Source organism: Bradyrhizobium sp. ORS 375, from assembly GCF_000239775.1.
Lineage (GTDB): Bacteria > Pseudomonadota > Alphaproteobacteria > Rhizobiales > Xanthobacteraceae > Bradyrhizobium.
This window is the reverse complement of record NZ_CAFI01000199.1, coordinates 12,527-29,141: the sequence shown is the minus strand read 5'-3', so window position 1 is coordinate 29,141 and position 16,615 is coordinate 12,527. Positions and strand designations below refer to the sequence as shown.

At 66.6% G+C, this 16,615-nt stretch carries 14 protein-coding genes and 1 tRNA gene; 10 read left to right on the top strand and 5 right to left on the bottom strand.

Going from position 1 to position 16,615, the window contains the following annotated elements; translation table 11 throughout:
* Nucleotides 1-160: 160 nt before the first annotated feature.
* Nucleotides 161-2,437: an arylsulfatase gene (locus tag BRAO375_RS17135; RefSeq protein ID WP_009028722.1), complete on the bottom strand. Its 2,277-nt coding sequence runs from the start codon at nt 2,435-2,437 to the stop codon at nt 161-163.
* A gap of 151 nt (nt 2,438-2,588) precedes the next feature.
* Between BRAO375_RS17135 and BRAO375_RS17130 the strand changes: the two genes are divergently transcribed.
* The 3 genes from BRAO375_RS17130 (at nt 2,589) to BRAO375_RS17120 (ending at nt 5,962) form a co-directional block, all read left to right on the top strand.
* Nucleotides 2,589-3,302 (top strand): TetR/AcrR family transcriptional regulator, encoded by a 714-nt coding sequence (locus tag BRAO375_RS17130; RefSeq protein WP_009028721.1) that lies wholly within the window; start codon nt 2,589-2,591, stop codon nt 3,300-3,302.
* 179 nt (nt 3,303-3,481) lie between these two features.
* A tRNA-Gln gene (locus tag BRAO375_RS17125) sits at nt 3,482-3,555 on the top strand.
* A gap of 178 nt (nt 3,556-3,733) precedes the next feature.
* The gene (locus BRAO375_RS17120; RefSeq protein ID WP_009028719.1) at nt 3,734-5,962 is read left to right on the top strand and encodes an O-linked N-acetylglucosamine transferase, SPINDLY family protein; all 2,229 of its coding nucleotides are present in this window, start codon (nt 3,734-3,736) and stop codon (nt 5,960-5,962) included.
* 25 nt (nt 5,963-5,987) lie between these two features.
* Here the strand turns inward: BRAO375_RS17120 and BRAO375_RS17115 are convergent, their stop codons facing one another.
* The gene (locus BRAO375_RS17115) at nt 5,988-7,283 is read right to left on the bottom strand and encodes a sulfotransferase family protein (RefSeq protein ID WP_244423209.1); all 1,296 of its coding nucleotides are present in this window, start codon (nt 7,281-7,283) and stop codon (nt 5,988-5,990) included.
* Between the two features lie 204 nt (nt 7,284-7,487).
* Here BRAO375_RS17115 and BRAO375_RS38045 point away from each other — a divergent pair, with 204 nt between their 5' ends.
* Entirely contained in the window at nt 7,488-7,646 is a 159-nt protein-coding gene (locus BRAO375_RS38045) for a hypothetical protein (RefSeq protein ID WP_175345328.1), read from the top strand.
* 68 nt (nt 7,647-7,714) lie between these two features.
* On the opposite strand, the gene BRAO375_RS17110 is transcribed toward BRAO375_RS38045, so the two are convergent.
* Nucleotides 7,715-8,224 (bottom strand): hypothetical protein, encoded by a 510-nt coding sequence (locus BRAO375_RS17110; protein ID WP_009028717.1) that lies wholly within the window; start codon nt 8,222-8,224, stop codon nt 7,715-7,717.
* 277 nt (nt 8,225-8,501) lie between these two features.
* Here BRAO375_RS17110 and BRAO375_RS17105 point away from each other — a divergent pair, with 277 nt between their 5' ends.
* The gene (locus BRAO375_RS17105) at nt 8,502-8,951 is read left to right on the top strand and encodes an NUDIX hydrolase (protein WP_009028716.1); all 450 of its coding nucleotides are present in this window, start codon (nt 8,502-8,504) and stop codon (nt 8,949-8,951) included.
* Nucleotides 8,952-8,963: 12 nt separating this feature from the next.
* Here the strand turns inward: BRAO375_RS17105 and hpaD are convergent, their stop codons facing one another.
* Together hpaD and BRAO375_RS17095 are read right to left on the bottom strand one after the other, a co-directional pair.
* Nucleotides 8,964-9,881, bottom strand: coding sequence for a 3,4-dihydroxyphenylacetate 2,3-dioxygenase (hpaD, locus tag BRAO375_RS17100; RefSeq protein WP_009028715.1), 918 nt, complete (start codon nt 9,879-9,881; stop codon nt 8,964-8,966).
* A 180-nt stretch (nt 9,882-10,061) separates the two neighbouring features.
* Complete coding sequence (locus tag BRAO375_RS17095) at nt 10,062-10,583, bottom strand: Hsp20/alpha crystallin family protein (RefSeq protein ID WP_009028714.1); 522 nt, start codon at nt 10,581-10,583, stop codon at nt 10,062-10,064.
* A gap of 484 nt (nt 10,584-11,067) precedes the next feature.
* On the opposite strand from BRAO375_RS17095, the gene BRAO375_RS17090 reads away from it, so the two are divergent.
* From BRAO375_RS17090 to BRAO375_RS17070, 5 genes are all read left to right on the top strand, one after another.
* Complete coding sequence (locus tag BRAO375_RS17090; protein WP_035640731.1) at nt 11,068-12,837, top strand: ATP-binding protein; 1,770 nt, start codon at nt 11,068-11,070, stop codon at nt 12,835-12,837.
* A 130-nt stretch (nt 12,838-12,967) separates the two neighbouring features.
* Nucleotides 12,968-13,450 carry a MarR family winged helix-turn-helix transcriptional regulator gene (locus BRAO375_RS17085; protein WP_009028712.1) on the top strand — a complete coding sequence of 161 codons (483 nt, stop codon included), beginning with the start codon at nt 12,968-12,970 and terminating at the stop codon, nt 13,448-13,450.
* Nucleotides 13,450-15,501 (top strand): FUSC family protein, encoded by a 2,052-nt coding sequence (locus BRAO375_RS17080; protein WP_035640730.1) that lies wholly within the window; start codon nt 13,450-13,452, stop codon nt 15,499-15,501. Before BRAO375_RS17085 ends, BRAO375_RS17080 begins: the two co-directional genes overlap by 1 nt.
* Nucleotides 15,498-15,707, top strand: coding sequence for a DUF1656 domain-containing protein (locus tag BRAO375_RS17075; RefSeq protein ID WP_009028710.1), 210 nt, complete (start codon nt 15,498-15,500; stop codon nt 15,705-15,707). The genes BRAO375_RS17080 and BRAO375_RS17075 overlap by 4 nt, the downstream gene beginning before the upstream one ends.
* Nucleotides 15,704-16,570: an efflux RND transporter periplasmic adaptor subunit gene (locus BRAO375_RS17070; RefSeq protein ID WP_009028709.1), complete on the top strand. Its 867-nt coding sequence runs from the start codon at nt 15,704-15,706 to the stop codon at nt 16,568-16,570. The genes BRAO375_RS17075 and BRAO375_RS17070 overlap by 4 nt, the downstream gene beginning before the upstream one ends.
* Nucleotides 16,571-16,615 lie beyond the last annotated feature (45 nt).

The following is a 16,615-nucleotide window of genomic DNA, read 5'->3' as shown; positions in this document are numbered from 1 at the left end:
TCCGCCATCCGTGACATCTCGGTTCAACATCTTTTGCTGCGGAGCACTGGATGCTGCGCCTTCGCGGAGCGTGACAGCTGTTGCAACGGCAAGCGCACCAGAGACGATCGACCGCTGCCGCGAAGTCTCGTCTCGTTTTCCCGTCTCCGTCCGCCGCCGACTATTGCCGCGCCATCTCGGCCTGCCCCACGCTCTCGCCATCCAGACTCTGCTCGGTCTGCATCGTCACCGTCACGTGCGACAGCCGCCCGGTGAACGCAAACGGCGCCGTGTAGTCCGAGACCGGGCTGCCGCGGTCGTGGCCGATGTCGAGGCCCGACCAAGAGATCAGAGTGTGGAAGGCGAGTTGCGTCGTCAGCCTACCGGCCTCCTCGCCGTCGATCAGCAGCGTATATTGGCTCATGCCGGTGCGCGCGCCCTTGGCCGGCTCGGTCTGTCGCCGAAGACGCTCGACGCGAAGGCCGAGGCGATGCGGTCCAGCCGGCACGGGGCGAACTGAACGTACGATCTCGTGGCGGCCGCCGATATTGAGATCGTGCACAAGATGGCCATCCTTGACATAGAGGCTGTAGCCCGAGGTGGCGTCGCCATGTGCGATCAGCACGCCGCTCGCGCCTTCATCGATCTCGACATGCGCCTCGATCAGATAGTCGCGGCTGCGTACGTCGGGCGCGACGTCGGTCGGCACGTGGCCCATGCCGGCGTGGAAGGTGAAGCGGGTGCGCGCGCCGTGGAAGCGCGCGGCGTTCTCGGCGAAGCGCGGGCCGAAACGGTCGTCGAGCGGCAGCACCTGGTGCGCCTCCGCCTGCTCCCACCACAGCTTCACCAGCGCGGCGAGCCGCTCCGGCTCGGCGGCGGCGAGATCATGGGTCTCGGAGAAATCCTGCGCGAGGTGGAACAGCTCCCATTTGTCGTTGTCGAACGGCGTGCCGGTAGGATGAAACGCCACCGCCTTCCAGCCGTCGTGCCAGAGGCCGCGATGGCCGAACATCTCGAAATATTGCGCGACCTGCTTGGACGGCGCATTCGGATCCGTAATGGACCTGGCGAAGCTCACGCCCTCGAGCGGCATCTGCGGCACACCCGCGATCGTATCAGGCGCAGCGATGCCGATCAGGTCGAGCAGGGTCGGCACGAGATCGCAGGCATGGACGAACTGATGACGGATCTCGCCACCAGCCGAAATCGTTTTCGGCCAAGACAGGATGAAGGGATCGCGAATGCCGCCGCCATGCGTGTTCTGCTTGTAGCGCCTCAGCGGCGTGTTCGACGCCATCGCCCAGCCATGCGGGAAGTTGGAGTGCGTATCGGGGCCGCCGATGTCGTCGATCCGCGCGAGCTTCTCCGCGATCGGCTCCGGCTTGAAGTTGAACGGCCCCATCGCATTGACGAAGCCGAGCGGCCCGCCCTCCTGGCTCGCGCCATTGTCGGACATCACGATCACCAGCGTGTTGTCGCGCTGGCCGGTCTTGTCGAGGAAGGCAAGCAGCCGCGCCAGATGCTGGTCGGCATGGTCGAGCATGCCGGCGAAGGCCGATTGCAGCCGGGTGAAGACGCGGCGCTCGTCGTCGGAATGCGTCTCCCAGGCCTTCACGCCGTCATTCCGCGGCGGCAGGTCCGTCGTCGCGGGCACCAGCCCCATCGCCTTCTGCCGTGCCAGGCGCTCGGCACGCTCAACGTCCCAGCCATGGGCGAAGACGGCATCGTAGCTCTTGATGATGTCATCAGGCGCCTGGTGCGGGGCATGGCAGGCGCCGAGCGCGAGCCAGGTGAGCCATGGCAGTTCGGGCCGGTCGGCGGTATGGTCGGCGATGAAGCGGATCGCCTGATCGATGAGGTCGGCGGTCAGGTGATAGCCGTCGGCGTAGCTGCCGGGCGGCGGGATGTGCGTATTGTCGAGCACGAGCTCGGGCGCATATTGATCAGTCTCGGCGTCGAGGAAGCCGTAGAAGCGATCGAAGCCGCGGCCGAGCGGCCAGCCGTCGAACGGCCCGGTCGCGCCGCTCTCGGTCAGCGGCGTGACGTGCCACTTGCCGACCATGTAGTTGCGATAGGCGTGGACCCGCAGCATCTCGGCCAAGGTCCCCGCCTCGCGCGCAATCTTGCCGCGATAGCCCGGATAGCCGGAATCGAAATTGGCGAGGCAGCCGACGCCGACCGAATGATGGTTGCGACCCGTGAGCAGCGCCGCCCGCGTCGTCGAGCACATCGCCGTGGTGTGGAAGCCCGAATAGCGCAGCCCCTGCGCTGCCAGCGCATCGATCGCGGGCGTCCGGATCGGCGAGCCGTAGCAACCGAAATCGGAGAAGCCGACGTCGTCGAACAGCACGATCAGGATGTTCGGTGCGCCCTTGGGCGGCTGCGGCGGCGCCGGCCACCACGGCTTCGAGCCGGCGATGGTCCTGTCGATCGTGCCTCCGAATGCGGGCTCGCTCATGCCTCGTCCTCCCTGTCGCTCGCATCGCGGCACAACCGGCCTTGCGAAGCGGCGTTGTTCTGGTTGCAGCGATCGGCCTCCATGGGTGGCAGAGCTCGCTTGCTTGGCATGATAATCATAATTATCGTTATTATTCTAGACGGAGGTCTCGATGCCGCCACGGATTGCCCAGGTCGACCTGCCCGGCGTCACGCCGTCGCGGCAGCAGCGCAGCCGTGAGACCACCCTGGCCTTGTTGACGGCCGGCGCGGAGCTGTTGCGCACGCGCAGCCTCGCGGAGCTCTCGATCAGCGAGCTCTGCGCCGACATCGGTGCCACGGTCGGCGCCTTCTACAGCCGCTTCGACAGCAAGGAGGCCTATTTCAACGCCCTTCTCGCGCTCACCCTGCAGGACGGCCGCGAGCAGCTGCTGAGGCTGCCGCCCGTGGGTTCGGTGCAGCCTGGTGAGCTGGACGCGCAATGCCGTCTGCTGGTCCGCGGCACCGTTCTGTGGATGCGCCGCCACAGGGGCGTGCTCCGCGCGGCTCTCATGCGCAGCGAGGACGGCCCCAACAACTGGACCGGCTTCAAGGAATTGGCGCAGGTGCTGTCGCAGCGCGCGGCGCTGCTGCTGCGGTCGCCGGCTCCCGGAGGCAGCACGCGCCGGCGCAAGCCGGCCGCGACGGCGGAGGAGCGCAAGACGGTGGCGTTCGGCGTGCAGGTCGTGCTCGGCACCCTCGTGAACGCCATCCTCAACGACCCCGGCCCGCTGTCGATCGACGACGACGAGATCGCCGATCGCCTTGGCGCCTGCCTCGTCTTGCTGCTGCGCGCCGGGCCGGACGGCGCACCGCACGAGCCGCGTGGCCGCCCTGGCAAGCGCTAGCGGCCGCCCGACAGGGCGACGGTTGCCAAACAGGTTGGAAATCCGTCATCCAGCGGCTTGCCAAAGCCGCGGACATGCGGGTAGAAGGACGCGTCGCCGCCGCCGGCCTGCTTCGCGGGCCGGTTCGCAGAACGGTGCCAGACAGTCCACCAAATGGTTGAAACTGCTCGGCATTCCGCTGGGGAATGGTGTAACGGTAGCACAACAGACTCTGACTCTGTTTGTCTTGGTTCGAATCCAGGTTCCCCAGCCAGCTTGATCTCTGCCGCGACCGCCTCAAGCGTGACGCCGTCCTCCTTGCGACCTGAACCACCGCCCCCGCACGCACCGGCCCTTCGACGCTCAGCCCCTCGTTAACCTCTGTTCATTGCGAATCGACGAGAACGGAACAACCATTCCGAGCAACGGAACGCCTGGGCGGAGGATTCCACTTGCAAAGCAGCGTCGGGTCGCGGGCTTTTCAGAATGCACGGCTCCAGAAGCGGGCCAAGAAGCAGGCCGACGTGCTGCTGCCGGCGGCCGTGAAAGCCTATCGCGAGGGGCGGCATCAGGAGACCCAGTCGCTGTGCCGGCAGATCCTGCAGGACCTGCCGCAGCATGTCGGCGCCCTGCATCTGCTCGGCGTGTCCGAACGGGATTGCGGCCGGTTCGACCAGGCCGTGCTCCTGCTGACGCGGGCGGTCGACATCGACCCGCGCGCGGCCGACGCCCAATCCGATCTCGGCGTGTCGCTGTCCCGGCTCGGCCGTCACGAGGACGCGCGAGCCCGCTTCGAGCGCGCCATTGCGCTCAAGCCGAACTTCCCGGCCGCGCTCACGCATCTCGGCAACGCGCTGATGAGCCTGTTCCGTTTCGAGGAGGCGATCGCGGCTCACGACCGCGCCATTGCGCTGAAGCCCGACCACGCCGAAGCCTACGCCAATCGCGGCATGGCGCTGATGTTCACGAGCCGCAACGGCGAGGCCGCTCAGAACTTCGATCGCGCACTGTCGCTGCAGCCGCGGCTGCTGACGGCGCTGTTCGGCAAGGGCGTGGCCAGCATGAACCTGCGGGATTTCGACGCGGCGCTGGCCGCGCTGAATGCGGCGCTGGCGATCAATCCGAAAGCGGCGGCCGTGATCGCCCAACGCGGGCGGGCGTATCAGGAGTTGGGCAGGTTCGCCGAGGCCGAGGCCGATTTCGATGCCGCGCTCGCCCTCGAACCGCGTCTGGAAGAAGCACTTTGCGGCAAGGCCGCGGTCACTCTCGTCAACGGCAACATCGCGCCGGCGATCTCCGTCATCAACAAGGTGCTGGAACAGAATCCGAACTCGGAGATCGCCTGGACCCTGCTCGGCGTCTGCGCGGCGGCGCAGGGCGACACCGCCGCCGCGATCGACCATTACGACCGCGCGCTGGCGATCCGACCGAACCATGAGGACGCGATCACCAAAAAGATCTTTGCGCTGGATTTCCTGCCCGACACCGGGGTGGAACGTCTCCAGGAAGCACGGAGATATTGGTGGGAGGCGATCGGCTCGCGATTGGAGCGCCGCTCGCTCGGCGTGCGAAACATCGACCCCGACCGGCGCCTTGTCGTGGGGTACGTCTCGTCCGATTTCCGCGACCATTCGGCGGCCTTCGCCTTCCTCCCCATCCTGCGCCATCATGATCGCGCCAAGTTCGAGATCGTGGCGTATTCCTGCTCGCCGTTGAAGGATGCCAAGACCGAGCTCTGCCGCTCGCTGGTCGATCGCTGGGTCGACGCCTCGCTGTGGGGCGATGACAGGCTCGCCGACCAGATCCAGGCCGACAAGGTCGACATCCTCGTCGATCTCTCGGGGCATTCCGCGGGCCACCGGCTCACGATGTTTGCGCACAAGCCTGCCCCGATCCAGGTCTCGGCCGTCGGCAGCGTCACCGGCACGGGCCTGCCCGTGATGGATTATCTGCTGGCCGATGCGGTGACGATTCCGGCTGAGGTCCGGCATCTGTTCGCCGAAAAGATCTACGACCTGCCGTCGCTGATCACGATCGAACCGCCGCCCACGATTCCGCCCTCGCCGCTGCCGATGCTTCAGAACGGCCACGTCACCTTCGGCGCGTTCAATCGCATCGACAAGATGTCCGAGCCTGCGATCGGACTCTGGTCGAAGCTGATGGCTGCAACGCCCGGCTCGATCATCGTCGTCAAGAACCACTCGATGGGCGATGCCCTGCTGCGTGACCGATTGATCGCTCGCTTCGTCGCGCACGGCATTGCCGCGGACCGCATCCGCTGTGAAGGGAAGACGACGCGGCAGCAGCATCTCGCGATGTTTGCCGAGATCGACATCTCGCTCGATCCGTTCCCGCAAAATGGCGGCATCTCGACCTGGGAGTCGCTGCAGATGGGCGTGCCCGTGGTCACCAAGCTCGGCAGCGGCCCTTCCGCCCGCGCGGGCGGTGCGATCGTCAAGGCGCTCGGCCTCGACGAGTGGGTCGCCGAAGACGACGAGGGCTATCTCGCGACCGCGCTGAATTTCTGCTCCCGGCCCGCCGAGCTTGCCGCGCTTCGCGCCGAGCTGCCGGCGATGGTCTCGAATTCGGCAGCGGGAAACAACGCGCTGTACACGCAGCACGTCGAGAAAGCCTACCGGAGATTCTGGCAGGACTATTGCCTGCAGGCGCCGATCCGCTAGCGCAGTCGCCAGGCAGGCGCGGAGATCACGATCGACACAACCGCGCGCCGGTGCGTCGTTCGACCCATGACAGGTAGTGCTCTGTGCGGGCCATCACCTGCGCACGCGTCAATCCGAACTGCTCGAGCGTGTAGACGTGCTTGAATCGGCGGCTGGGCGTTTCCATCTGCAGCCGTTGCCGCAGGCGGCTCTCGAACGCCGGTGCGAGATCGTCGCCGAACGCCGCATGGATCCGGCGGATGGTTGCCAGGGGATCCTTGATGAGCTCGTCGAACACGACATCGACGACGCGCGTCGAGCTCGCCTGCTCGTCGGCCTGCATCATCCGCTCCGTGGTGTGCTCGAACAGCTCCAGCGTCCGTCGTCCGAGATCATGGAAATCGATGCGCGGTGTGTAGGAGATCTGCAGCTGCGCGATCAGGCTCGCCAGCGCCGGAATGATCTGGCAGGGATCGCGATGCAGCCGGACGATCCGCGCATCGGGGAAGCTTCTGAACAGCACCGGCAGGAAGTGGGCATGCGCCAGCGACTTGCTGAGCCAGTGCCCGCCGCGATGAAACAGCTGCAGATGCTGAACCTGGCGCTTGTAACCTGCACAGAGCGCATCGAGCTGCGGCAGGTCGAGCGTCCGGAACCAATGCCAATACTCGGGCGATCTCAGCCCGAGGATCATGTGCTGCGGGCCGTGCCACATCATCAGCTGGCACTCCTCGGGCGCCTCGACATCGAATTCGTGGATCTTGTGCAGGTCCGGCATGACGGCCGCGCGAAACTCGGACTGCGCGCGCATCCGGCCGATGCGTGGATCGGTCGCATAGGTCTCCGGCCGCGGCGGCGGTGACGGCTCCTGCAACTCCCAGAGCCGCGGCGCGCGAGCCTGCGGATCGAGCGCCAGCAGGTGATGCAGGAACGTGCTTCCGGTGCGGCCGAAGCCGATGAGGAACAGCGGCCTTGCGACGGGCACGTCGACGATCTCAGGGACCTCGGCCAGATCCTGGGCGAACTGGACATAGCGCTCGATCCAGCCATAGACATAGTAGCCGGCCATGTAGCGGCCGAGATCGTCATAGCCGGGATCGCGCGCGATCGACTCGGCGAGACGCCTGATGCCCTCCAGATCCAGCGCATTGTCGGCGCCGAACGTCAGCGGACCGAGGCGTTCTTGCGCGAGGTCGAGCAATCGATCGACGTCCAGCACCGGCCGCGCACAGAATTCGCCGTCGAGCGACAGCATCCTGGTGAGCAATTGCGCAGCCTCAGGCGAGCGCTGCCGGGGAGCAACGACGATGACTTCGTCGGGATCGGCCGGCCCGCGACGCATGGAGAGCTTCCTCATCGGCTTGATCGGGCCATGCTAACGAACGGGATGCTCGCTCACAACCGCGGCGCGCCACGTCAGCGGCCGGCGCACCGGACCGCGGCCGACGTGGCCTGGATCACGCAATTAACCCGCCATTCACCATGACGCTCGTCCGGCCGGAACGATGCAATTTGCTTCAACTTGTCCGGATGAGGGAGACGGGACATGACCAAGCTGACGGATCTCGAAGACCAGATTGAGCGGGCCGAGCGGCTCGAGCGGAGCATCACCGACACGCTGACGATCGAGCGCCTGCGCCAGTTCGCGGCCGAGTGCCGGCGCCAGCGCGAAAGGCTGTCGCAGCAGCGGCGCCGCGCGGCCTGACGACCGGTCGGGCCAGCCGCGCCGCTATCGCAGGCCGGCCTCGGCTTCGGGCCAGTCGACGCATGCGGTCAGGAGCAGGTCGTGACCATGTTGGTGCAGAGCTGCCGGGTCCAGCCGATCCCCTTCTTGACGCGGACCTTGGCGAACGCGCCGGAGCAGCCGAGCAGCTCGACGGCCTGATCGCCGTCCGCATGCGGATCGAGCTTCGCGCTCGCCGTATCACGATCGCGGTAGATGACAGCGCCGTTCTGCAGCCCGCCGGCACCGACGACGCTCCGGTGCAGAAAGCCCCGCCCCTGGAAGATGACTCTTTCGCGGTCCTGATCGACATCGATCAGCGTGGCCCGGTCGATCTCGAACCAGTCGCCCTGCTGCGCGGTGAGATGCACGACGATCCAGCCATCGCTGGTCGGATTCTTCAGCGCCGTGACCACGCTGCCGCCGGGAGCGGCGCGCACATTGGCGCCATGCGGATCGCGATCGGTGATGTCGACGGCGACGTCACACGCCTCACGCCCGGTCCCCTGAGCCGCGGCGATGCCGGGGACGACGAGGAGCACAACGAGCCAAAATATCATGCACATCATCAAAACGACCAATCCTGACCAAGCTCCGGATTGGTCGCCACCGGCGCCCCGAAGTTCAATCGATGGAACGCAGCGTGCCACTCGTGCAAGGTCATATCAGATGGGCGATGTCATGGAGACTCCTGCTCCGCTCCACAATCGCGCCCGGGTCATTCATGGCCTCCAATCGGCCAGACGCTCCGATTCCAGTGGCACGGAGTCCGACAATGGCGGTAGAGCAGCCTTGCGAGAGCGCTATGACATGCGCATCAGCCGAAAGCTTCGTCACATGCGCGCACGTCCCTCCTCCCGCCTGCTGGTCGTCGATCCCGATGACCGGCTGCTGCTGTTCAAGTTTGTTCACATCGCCGGCGCGCTGACGGGGCAGCAGTTCTGGGCGACGCCGGGCGGCGGGCTCGATCCCGGAGAGAGCTATGAGGCGGCGGCGTGCCGGGAGATGTTCGAGGAGACCGGAGTGCGGATCGACCATCCCGGGCTGCAGATCGCGCGCAGAAGCGTAAACTTCACGATGGTCGACGGCGAACAGGTCAGCTCGGACGAGCGCTACTTCCTGGTCCGGGTGGGAAGCGCCGACGTCTCATCGCGACACTGGACCGAGCTGGAGCGCGCCGCGATCGCGGCGCAGCGCTGGTGGCGGCCAGCCGAGCTCGCGGCCACCACCGATCAGGTCTTTCCTGAGGATATCCTCGAGATGCTGAGGCGAGCCGGCGTCTGGTGAGGCGGTCGCCGCTCAGAGCCGCCCGCCGGCGAGCGCGGCGGCGCGCGGCCGACCGACATCGTCCAGCACAGGCGGCATCGGCGTGACCGGGAACACCGCATTGATCTGCCCGGTGCCGGAGGACGGGAAAAACGGCGTGACCACCTCGACGCCACGGTCGTAATGATTCCAGCCGAGCGCCCCGAGCAGCATCGCGGTGTCGTGCATGAAGCCTTCGCCATGGCCCTTGCTGGCGTATTCCGGCAGCATGTCACAGAAATCCGGCCACTCGCCCTGCTCCCACATCTGGATCACCTCGTGGTCGAGCCGCTCCAGGAACGGGCTGAACATCTTGTCGCGATATTCGTCGGCGGTGCCGTTCTGAGCGAAGCGGTGGCTCAGCGAGCCCGATGCGAAGAACGCGACCGTGCCGTCGTAGTGGTCCTCCACGGCCCGGCGGAAAGCCCAGCCGAGCTTGGCGCTGTCGGCCAGATAGTGAGAGGTGCACAGCGCCGACACCGACACCACCTTGAAGTGGCGATCGGGGTTCATGTAGCGCATCGGAACCAACGTGCCGTATTCGAGCGCCAGCGAGGTCGCGTCATGCGCCATGGTGGCAATACCCTGCGCGTTGGCACCCTTGGCCAGGATGTGACCGAGCTCCGGATTGCCATCGTACTCATAGGTCATGTTGGCGATGAAGTGCGGCAGCTCGTTCGAGGTGTAGAGCCCCTGGAAGTGGGGCGCGCAGTTGATGTGATAGCCGGCATTGACCAGCCAGTGCGTGTCGAACACGACGATGGTGTCGACGCCGGCCTCGCGGCAGCGCCGGCCGATCTCGATGTGGCCGTCGATCGCGGACTGCCGCTTGCCCTTGGCCGGGCCATCGAGCTCGCTGAGATACATCGACGGCACATGCGTGATCTTGGCCGCCAGTGCGAGCTTGCCCATCGCCTCGTCTCCTTCCGGTCGTTTCCCAGTCCGGCAGCGCGGACCCCTTGTTGGGACGCAGATTAGCCGGGCGCGCCCGCGAAAAAAAGGGCCGCGACAGCGGCCCTTGGTCGGCATCGAAGCATTCCTTGTCCCATGATCATGGGACACGAGATGCGGGCGCAAGCGCGCTTGGCGCGATCACGCCGCCTTGATGTCGATGGTCTTGGCGGCCTTCTGCACCTCCGGCTTTTTCGGCAAGGTGACCTTCAGCACGCCCTGCTTGAACACCGCCTCGATCTTGTCGGTGTCGACGCCGTCCGGAATCTGGAAGGAGCGCTCGAACGAGCCGAAGCTGCGCTCGCGGACGTAATAGTCCTTCTTCGTCTCCTCCTTGTCCTCCTGCTTCTCGCCCTTGATCGACAGCACGCCGCTCGCGACCTTCACCTCGACGTTCTTCTCGTCGAGCCCGGGCAGCTCCGCGGTCACCTCATAGGCGTTGTCGTGCTCGGCGACGTCGACCGCAGGCGCCAGGGCGAACGACCGCGCGCGGGCAAGACCCGGCAGCTGGTCGAACAGCGACGGCGTGCGCCAGAGTCCGCCGTGGAAGTCCTCGAACACGCGATCGATCTCGCGGCGCAGATTGTCGAACGGTCGCCATCCCTGCACGGACGGCGCATTGGCTTTCTCGGTATTGACAGGCAGCTTGGTGGGTTCAGCCATGACTTCATCCTCCTGCTTCACGCGAGGATCGGCTCTCAAGCGGCATGGAACGGCCGTCGCGCTCAATGAGATCGGCCGGTCTCCGCCTCCTCGCGCTTCGGCAGAAATATACCGGCCCGCCCCGCGTGCCAGATTGATCGTGATCAAATCTCGGCGCGGTCGCGCCGCGCGAAAACGAAGTCCCGACGATCCTCTGTTCGGCGTTGCCCTCGTGCCCTCTGGACGCGTGGATGCCGGCCGAACCAGCCGATCGACATGGTAAACCGCGCGTAAATCGCGGCGGCTGTGACATCGGTTTAGCGCAGAGTGCAGAAAGCCTTATCACCCAATGCGTTAGACTGCTTTAAGGAGGCTCCCTCGCAACCTCGAAATGTGTGCCACAACCGCACCACCGGGAGCCCGGGCGGCCAGAAATGTAACCCGCTTAACAAATTCTCCAGTCCCTCCGGCGAAGGTGTCGGCTCAACAATTCACCACAGGTTTCATGACCGTGACATCCTTCGGACGTGTGATCTCGGTTCGGGGCTCTCAGGCCCGAGTCGGCATTCTTCTGCATGCCAAGCAGATGAGCGTTTCCGAAATCCGCGCGACAGTCGGCCGCTTCATCAGCATTCGCTGCCCCAGCGCCACGATCGTTGCCATCATTACCGAGGTCACCAGCGAAGACCTGTCGAAATCGACCGAATATGTCGCCACCGCGTCGGTCGACCTGCTCGGCGAGATCCTCGGCCCCGCCGATCGGCCCAAGTTCCAACGCGGCGTCACCCACTACCCGACCATCGGCGACGCCGTCGACATGATCACCAGCCAGGAGCTGCGCACGATCTATACGCCCACCGCGGGCGACCACATCGACATCGGCGCGCTGCAGCAGGACACGTCCGTGCGCGCCTGCGTCAACGTCGAGGAGATGCTGTCGAAGCATTTCGCGGTGCTCGGCTCGACCGGCGTCGGTAAGTCCACCGGCGTGTCGCTCTTGCTCAACGAAATCCTGAAAGCGCGGCCGAACCTGCGCATCTTCCTGCTCGACGTCCACAACGAATATGGCCGCTGCTTCGGCGAGAAGGCGCTGGTGCTGAACCCGCGCAATCTCAAGCTGCCGTTCTGGCTGTTCAACTTCGAGGAGATCGTCGACGTCCTGTTCGGCGGCCGGCCCGGCGTGCCGGAAGAGCTCGACATCCTCGCCGAGGTGATCCCGCTGGCGAAGGGCATCTACACCCAGTACCAGAACTCCGACCGCATCGGTCTGAAGCGCATCGACCCGAAGACGATCGGCTACACCGTCGATACGCCCGTACCCTACCGCCTCGTCGACCTGATCAACCTGATCGACGAGCGCATGGGCAAGCTCGAGAACCGCTCCTCGCGCATCATCTATCACAAGCTGATCTCGCGTATCGAGACGGTGCGCAACGACCCGCGCTACGCCTTCATGTTCGACAACGCCAATGTCGGCGGCGACACCATGGCGGAGGTCATCAGCCATCTGTTCCGCCTGCCCGCCAACGGCCGGCCGATGACGGTGATGCAGCTCGCCGGCTTCCCCGCCGAGGTGGTCGATTCCGTGGTCTCGGTCGTGTGCCGCATGGCGTTCGATTTCGGCCTGTGGAGCGATGGCGTCTCACCGCTGCTGTTCGTCTGCGAGGAAGCGCATCGCTACGCCTCCGCCGACCGCTCGATCGGATTCGGCCCGACCCGCAAGGCGATTTCGCGCATTGCCAAGGAAGGCCGTAAATACGGCGTCTATCTCGGTCTCGTCACGCAGCGCCCGGCCGAGCTCGACGCCACCATCATCTCCCAGTGCAACACGCTGTTCACGATGCGCCTCGCCAACGAGCGCGACCAATCGCTGCTGCGCTCGGCGGTCTCCGACGCCGCCGCCAACCTGCTCTCCTTTGTCCCCTCGCTCGGCACCCGCGAGGTGCTGGCGTTCGGCGAAGGCGTGGCGCTGCCGACCCGGCTGCGCTTCAAGGAGGTGCCGCTGCATCAGCTGCCGCGCAGCGAGGCAACCATCGCCACCGTGCGCTCGGTCAATGCCGGTCACGACATGCACTTCGTCAGCGCCGTGCTGGAGCGCTGGCGCGGCGCGACCTCGAGCCGCGAGGCCTCCAACGGCGATGGCGGCATGAGCGTCATGAACAGCGCTGGCGATCGCGGCGGCGGGCTTGCCACCTCGCTGGACGCGCCCATGCTGCAGCCCTCGCTCGGTCTCGACCCCGACCGCTTCTCCCTGCTGAAGAAGCCGCTGCGCTGAGCTGAGGACCACAGTCCTTCGTGGCCAGAGCCGGAGCCTGGTGATCTCCAGCCAGCTCCCGGGCCCATCACGAAGACGTTCGTTCGAATTGATTGCATCCTATCAATTCTGATCCTATCTAAATCTCACGATGTCCAGTCCGACCAAAGCCCAATCGGAGATCGGCCTGCTGATCGCCCGCGTCGCCCGGCTGTGGCGGCGCGAGGCCGACCAGGCCCTGGCCGATCACGGCCTGTCGCAGGCCACGGCCCACCCGCTGCGGGCGTTGGCACGTCGCGGCAAGGACGCAAACGGCGGCATTCGCCAGGGCGCGCTGGCCGAGGAGGTCGGCATCGAGGGCCCCTCTCTCGTCCGCTTGATCGACCTGTTGCAGACCGAGAAGCTCGTCGAGCGGCGCGAGGACCCCACTGACCGCCGCGCCAAGACGCTGCATTTGACCGCCAGCGGCGAAGCCAAGGCTACGGAAATCGAGGCCGTGCTCGGGCGCGTGCGAACCTTTCTGCTTCAGGACATCTCGCCTGAGGACCTCGCGGTTGCCTCCGACGTTTTGCATCGCATCGCGCAGCGCATGACGCGCCTGCACGACACCGTATCGTCCGACCCGGGCCTCTGATGCGAAACACGATGACCTTTCCGGTGCGCGGCGCGGACCTCGCATTCTCGGTGAAGACGTTCGGAGCCGCGATGCTGGCGCTCCTGATCGCGCTGTGGATCGACCTGCCGCGACCGTATTGGGCGATGGCCACCGTCTACATCACCTCGCAGCCACTGGCCGGCGCCACCGCCTCCAAGGCGCTCTACCGCGTGCTCGGAACGCTCGCGGGAGCCGCGGCGTCGGTGGCGATCGTGCCGAGCTTCGTCAATTCGCCCGAGCTGCTCAGCCTCGCCATTGCGCTGTGGACCGGCGCCTGCCTCTATGTCTCGCTGCTCGACCGCACGCCGCGCAGCTATTTCTTCATGCTGGCCGGCTACACGCTGGCCCTGATCGGATTTCCCGCCGTGACCGATCCCGGCGGCATCTTCGACGTCGCCGTGGCGCGCGCCCAGGAGATCACGCTGGGCATCGTCTGTGCCACGCTGGTCTCGACCATCGTGCTGCCGCGCAGCGTCGCGCCGGCGGTCGCCGGCAAGGTCGAGCGCTGGCTCGATGAGGCACGCCGGCTGAGCCGCGACGTGCTGCTCGGTGGCGGCGGCAGCGCTGACGACCGCGCCCACCGGCTGCGGCTGGCAGCCGAAGCGCTGGAGATCGACACGCTCGCGACCCACCTCGCCTTCGACCGGCAGGCCGACCACGACGCCGTCGAGGGCCTGCGGTCGCTGCGGCTGCACATGCAACTGCTGCTCCCGCTGCTCGGCTCGGTCCATGACCGGCTGGCGGCGCTCCAAGGTCATATCGGGCGCGAGCTGAACGAGCTGCTGCAACGCCTGGCCGATTGGGTCATCGCAGCCGACGACCGCGAGCCGGCCGATCGCCTGCGTGCCGCGATCGACGCGCTCCGCCCCTCCCTGGAGGACAACGCGTCCTGGGACCAGATCATGATCGCGAGCCTCCTGATCCGCCTGCGCGAGCTGGTCGACATCGCCGAGGACTGCCGGGCGCTGAACGCGGCGATTGCAGCGAGCGAGGAGACGGCCAAGGTGCCGCTCGCCTTCCGCACCGAGCAGGGGATCGCGCCGGCCCGGCATCGCGACCACGCGCTGGCGCTGTGGTCGGCCGCCGGCGTCGTCTTCGCCATCCTGGTCTGCTGCGCGTTCTGGATCGCCACCGGCTGGACCGACGGCGCCTCGGCACCGATGATGGCGGCGGTCGCCTGCTCGTTCTTCGCCGCGCAGGACGACCCCGCCCCCAGCATCGTCCGCTTCGCCGCGTGGTCGCTGGTCGCGATCGTGATCGACGCGGTCTACCTGTTTGCAATCATCCCGGCGATCTCCGATGTGGAGCTCTTGATCGCCGCGCTGGCGCCGGCCTTCCTGCTGTTCGGCGTGTTGATCGCCCGCCCGCAGACCACGCCGATCGGCATGGCGCTCGGCGCCAATGGCGCCACGCTGCTGGCGCTGCAGTCGACCTACAGCGCGGATTTCCAGGGCTATGCCAATTCGGCGATTGCCTTCATGGTGGGCATGGCCGCGGCCGTGGTGCTGACCCGCCTGGTGCGCTCAGTCCGCGCCGAATGGATCGCGCAGCGGCTGTTGCGCACCAGCTGGGAGACCTTGGCCCTGACCGCCGAGCGCCGTGGCCATCACGACCGCGCCGCCTTTGTCGGCCTGATGCTCGACCGCCTCGGCCTGCTGGCGCAGCGCTTCGCGGCCATCCCCGAGGACGACCGCCGCGAGCTCGACAGCCTCAGTCAGCTGCGCGTCGGCCTCAACATCATCGATCTCCGCCGCGCCCGTCACGGGCTGACGGCGGCGACGCTCGGCGCCATCGACACCATGCTCGACTATCTCGCCGCCGCGTGCCGCAGCCGCGGGACCGGTGCCGATGCGATGCCGACCGATCTGCTCGCCGCGATCGACGTCGCGCTGTTGAAGACGCTCGCCGAGCCGGCCGCAGCAGCCAAGGAGGACGCGCTGATCGGACTGGTCGGCATCCGCACCGGACTGTTCCCGGACGCGCCGGCGTATCACGCCGACGCGACCGGTCTGCGGAGCCTCGTCGCATGAGACATGACATCGACATCGCCGGCGTGCTGGTGCCCTCGCTGCTGCTCTGGCTCGTCGTGGCCTACGGCTGCATCGCATTGCTGCGCGTCCTCATGCGCCGCCTCGGCGTCTACCGCCTGGTCTGGCACCCCGCCTTGTTCGACTTCGCGCTGTACGTCTGCGCGCTCGGCGGCATCGTCTATCTCGCTTCGGAGCTCCTGTCGTGAAAAGCACCTTCGCCCTGCTCGGCCGCGTTGCGGTCACCGCGGCCGCCGTCGCCGCAGCAGTCCTGGTCGGCAGCTACCTGTGGGGCTACTACATGAAGGCGCCGTGGACCCGCGACGGCCGCGTCCGCGCCGATATCGTCCAGATCGCGCCCGACGTCTCCGGCTTCGTCACCGAGGTGCTGGTGCGCGACAACCAGCCGGTGCATCAGGGCGACGTGATCTTCCGGATCGATCGCGCCCGCTTCAAGCTCGCGCTGCAGCAGGCCGACGCCGTCGTCGCCGGACGCCTGGCCACCCTCAACCAGGCCAATGCCGATCTCAATCGCTATCAGTCGCTGACCACCGAGGCCGTGTCGCAGCAGAAGCAGGAGCAGGTGCTCGCCACCCAGCAGCAGGCGCAGGCGTCCTACGACCAGGCGCTAGCCGACGAGGCGGTGGCGAAACTCAATCTCGAGCGCAGCGAGGTGCACGCCCCGGTCAACGGCGTGATCACCAACATGGATCTGCGTCCCGGCACTTACGTCAGCGCCGGCAAGGGCGTGATGGCCCTGGTCGACACCGACACGCTGCACGTCGAGGGTTATTTCGAGGAGACCAAGCTGCCGCGCATCCGCGTCGGCGCGCCCGTGCGTATCCGCCTGATGGGCACCGGCGAGGTGCTGACCGGCCATGTCGAGAGCATTGCCGCGGGCATCGAGGACCGCGACCGCGCCGAGGGCGCGAGCCTGCTCGCCAACGTCAACCCGACCTTCAACTGGGTGCGGCTGGCGCAGCGCATTCCGGTGCGCATTGCGCTGGACCAGGTGCCGGAGCGCCGCGAGCTGGTCGCCGGCCGCTCGGCCACGGTCGAGGTGATGAACTGACGCCGAACCGTTGCGCCTCCTCTCCGATCGACTAAGGTTCGCTCC

Excerpts from the sequence above, each read along its gene's own strand:
- BRAO375_RS17135 (WP_009028722.1), bottom strand. The coding sequence starts at position 2,437 with ATGAGCGAGCCCGCATTCGGAGGCACGATCGACAGGACCATCGCCGGC.
- BRAO375_RS17130 (WP_009028721.1), top strand. The coding sequence starts at position 2,589 with ATGCCGCCACGGATTGCCCAGGTCGACCTGCCCGGCGTCACGCCGTCG.
- BRAO375_RS17115 (WP_244423209.1), bottom strand. The coding sequence starts at position 7,283 with ATGCGTCGCGGGCCGGCCGATCCCGACGAAGTCATCGTCGTTGCTCCC.
- BRAO375_RS38045 (WP_175345328.1), top strand. The coding sequence starts at position 7,488 with ATGACCAAGCTGACGGATCTCGAAGACCAGATTGAGCGGGCCGAGCGG.
- BRAO375_RS17110 (WP_009028717.1), bottom strand. The coding sequence starts at position 8,224 with ATGATATTTTGGCTCGTTGTGCTCCTCGTCGTCCCCGGCATCGCCGCG.
- BRAO375_RS17105 (WP_009028716.1), top strand. The coding sequence starts at position 8,502 with ATGCGCGCACGTCCCTCCTCCCGCCTGCTGGTCGTCGATCCCGATGAC.
- hpaD (WP_009028715.1), bottom strand. The coding sequence starts at position 9,881 with ATGGGCAAGCTCGCACTGGCGGCCAAGATCACGCATGTGCCGTCGATG.
- BRAO375_RS17095 (WP_009028714.1), bottom strand. The coding sequence starts at position 10,583 with ATGGCTGAACCCACCAAGCTGCCTGTCAATACCGAGAAAGCCAATGCG.
- BRAO375_RS17090 (WP_035640731.1), top strand. The coding sequence starts at position 11,068 with ATGACCGTGACATCCTTCGGACGTGTGATCTCGGTTCGGGGCTCTCAG.
- BRAO375_RS17085 (WP_009028712.1), top strand. The coding sequence starts at position 12,968 with ATGTCCAGTCCGACCAAAGCCCAATCGGAGATCGGCCTGCTGATCGCC.
- BRAO375_RS17080 (WP_035640730.1), top strand. The coding sequence starts at position 13,450 with ATGCGAAACACGATGACCTTTCCGGTGCGCGGCGCGGACCTCGCATTC.
- BRAO375_RS17075 (WP_009028710.1), top strand. The coding sequence starts at position 15,498 with ATGAGACATGACATCGACATCGCCGGCGTGCTGGTGCCCTCGCTGCTG.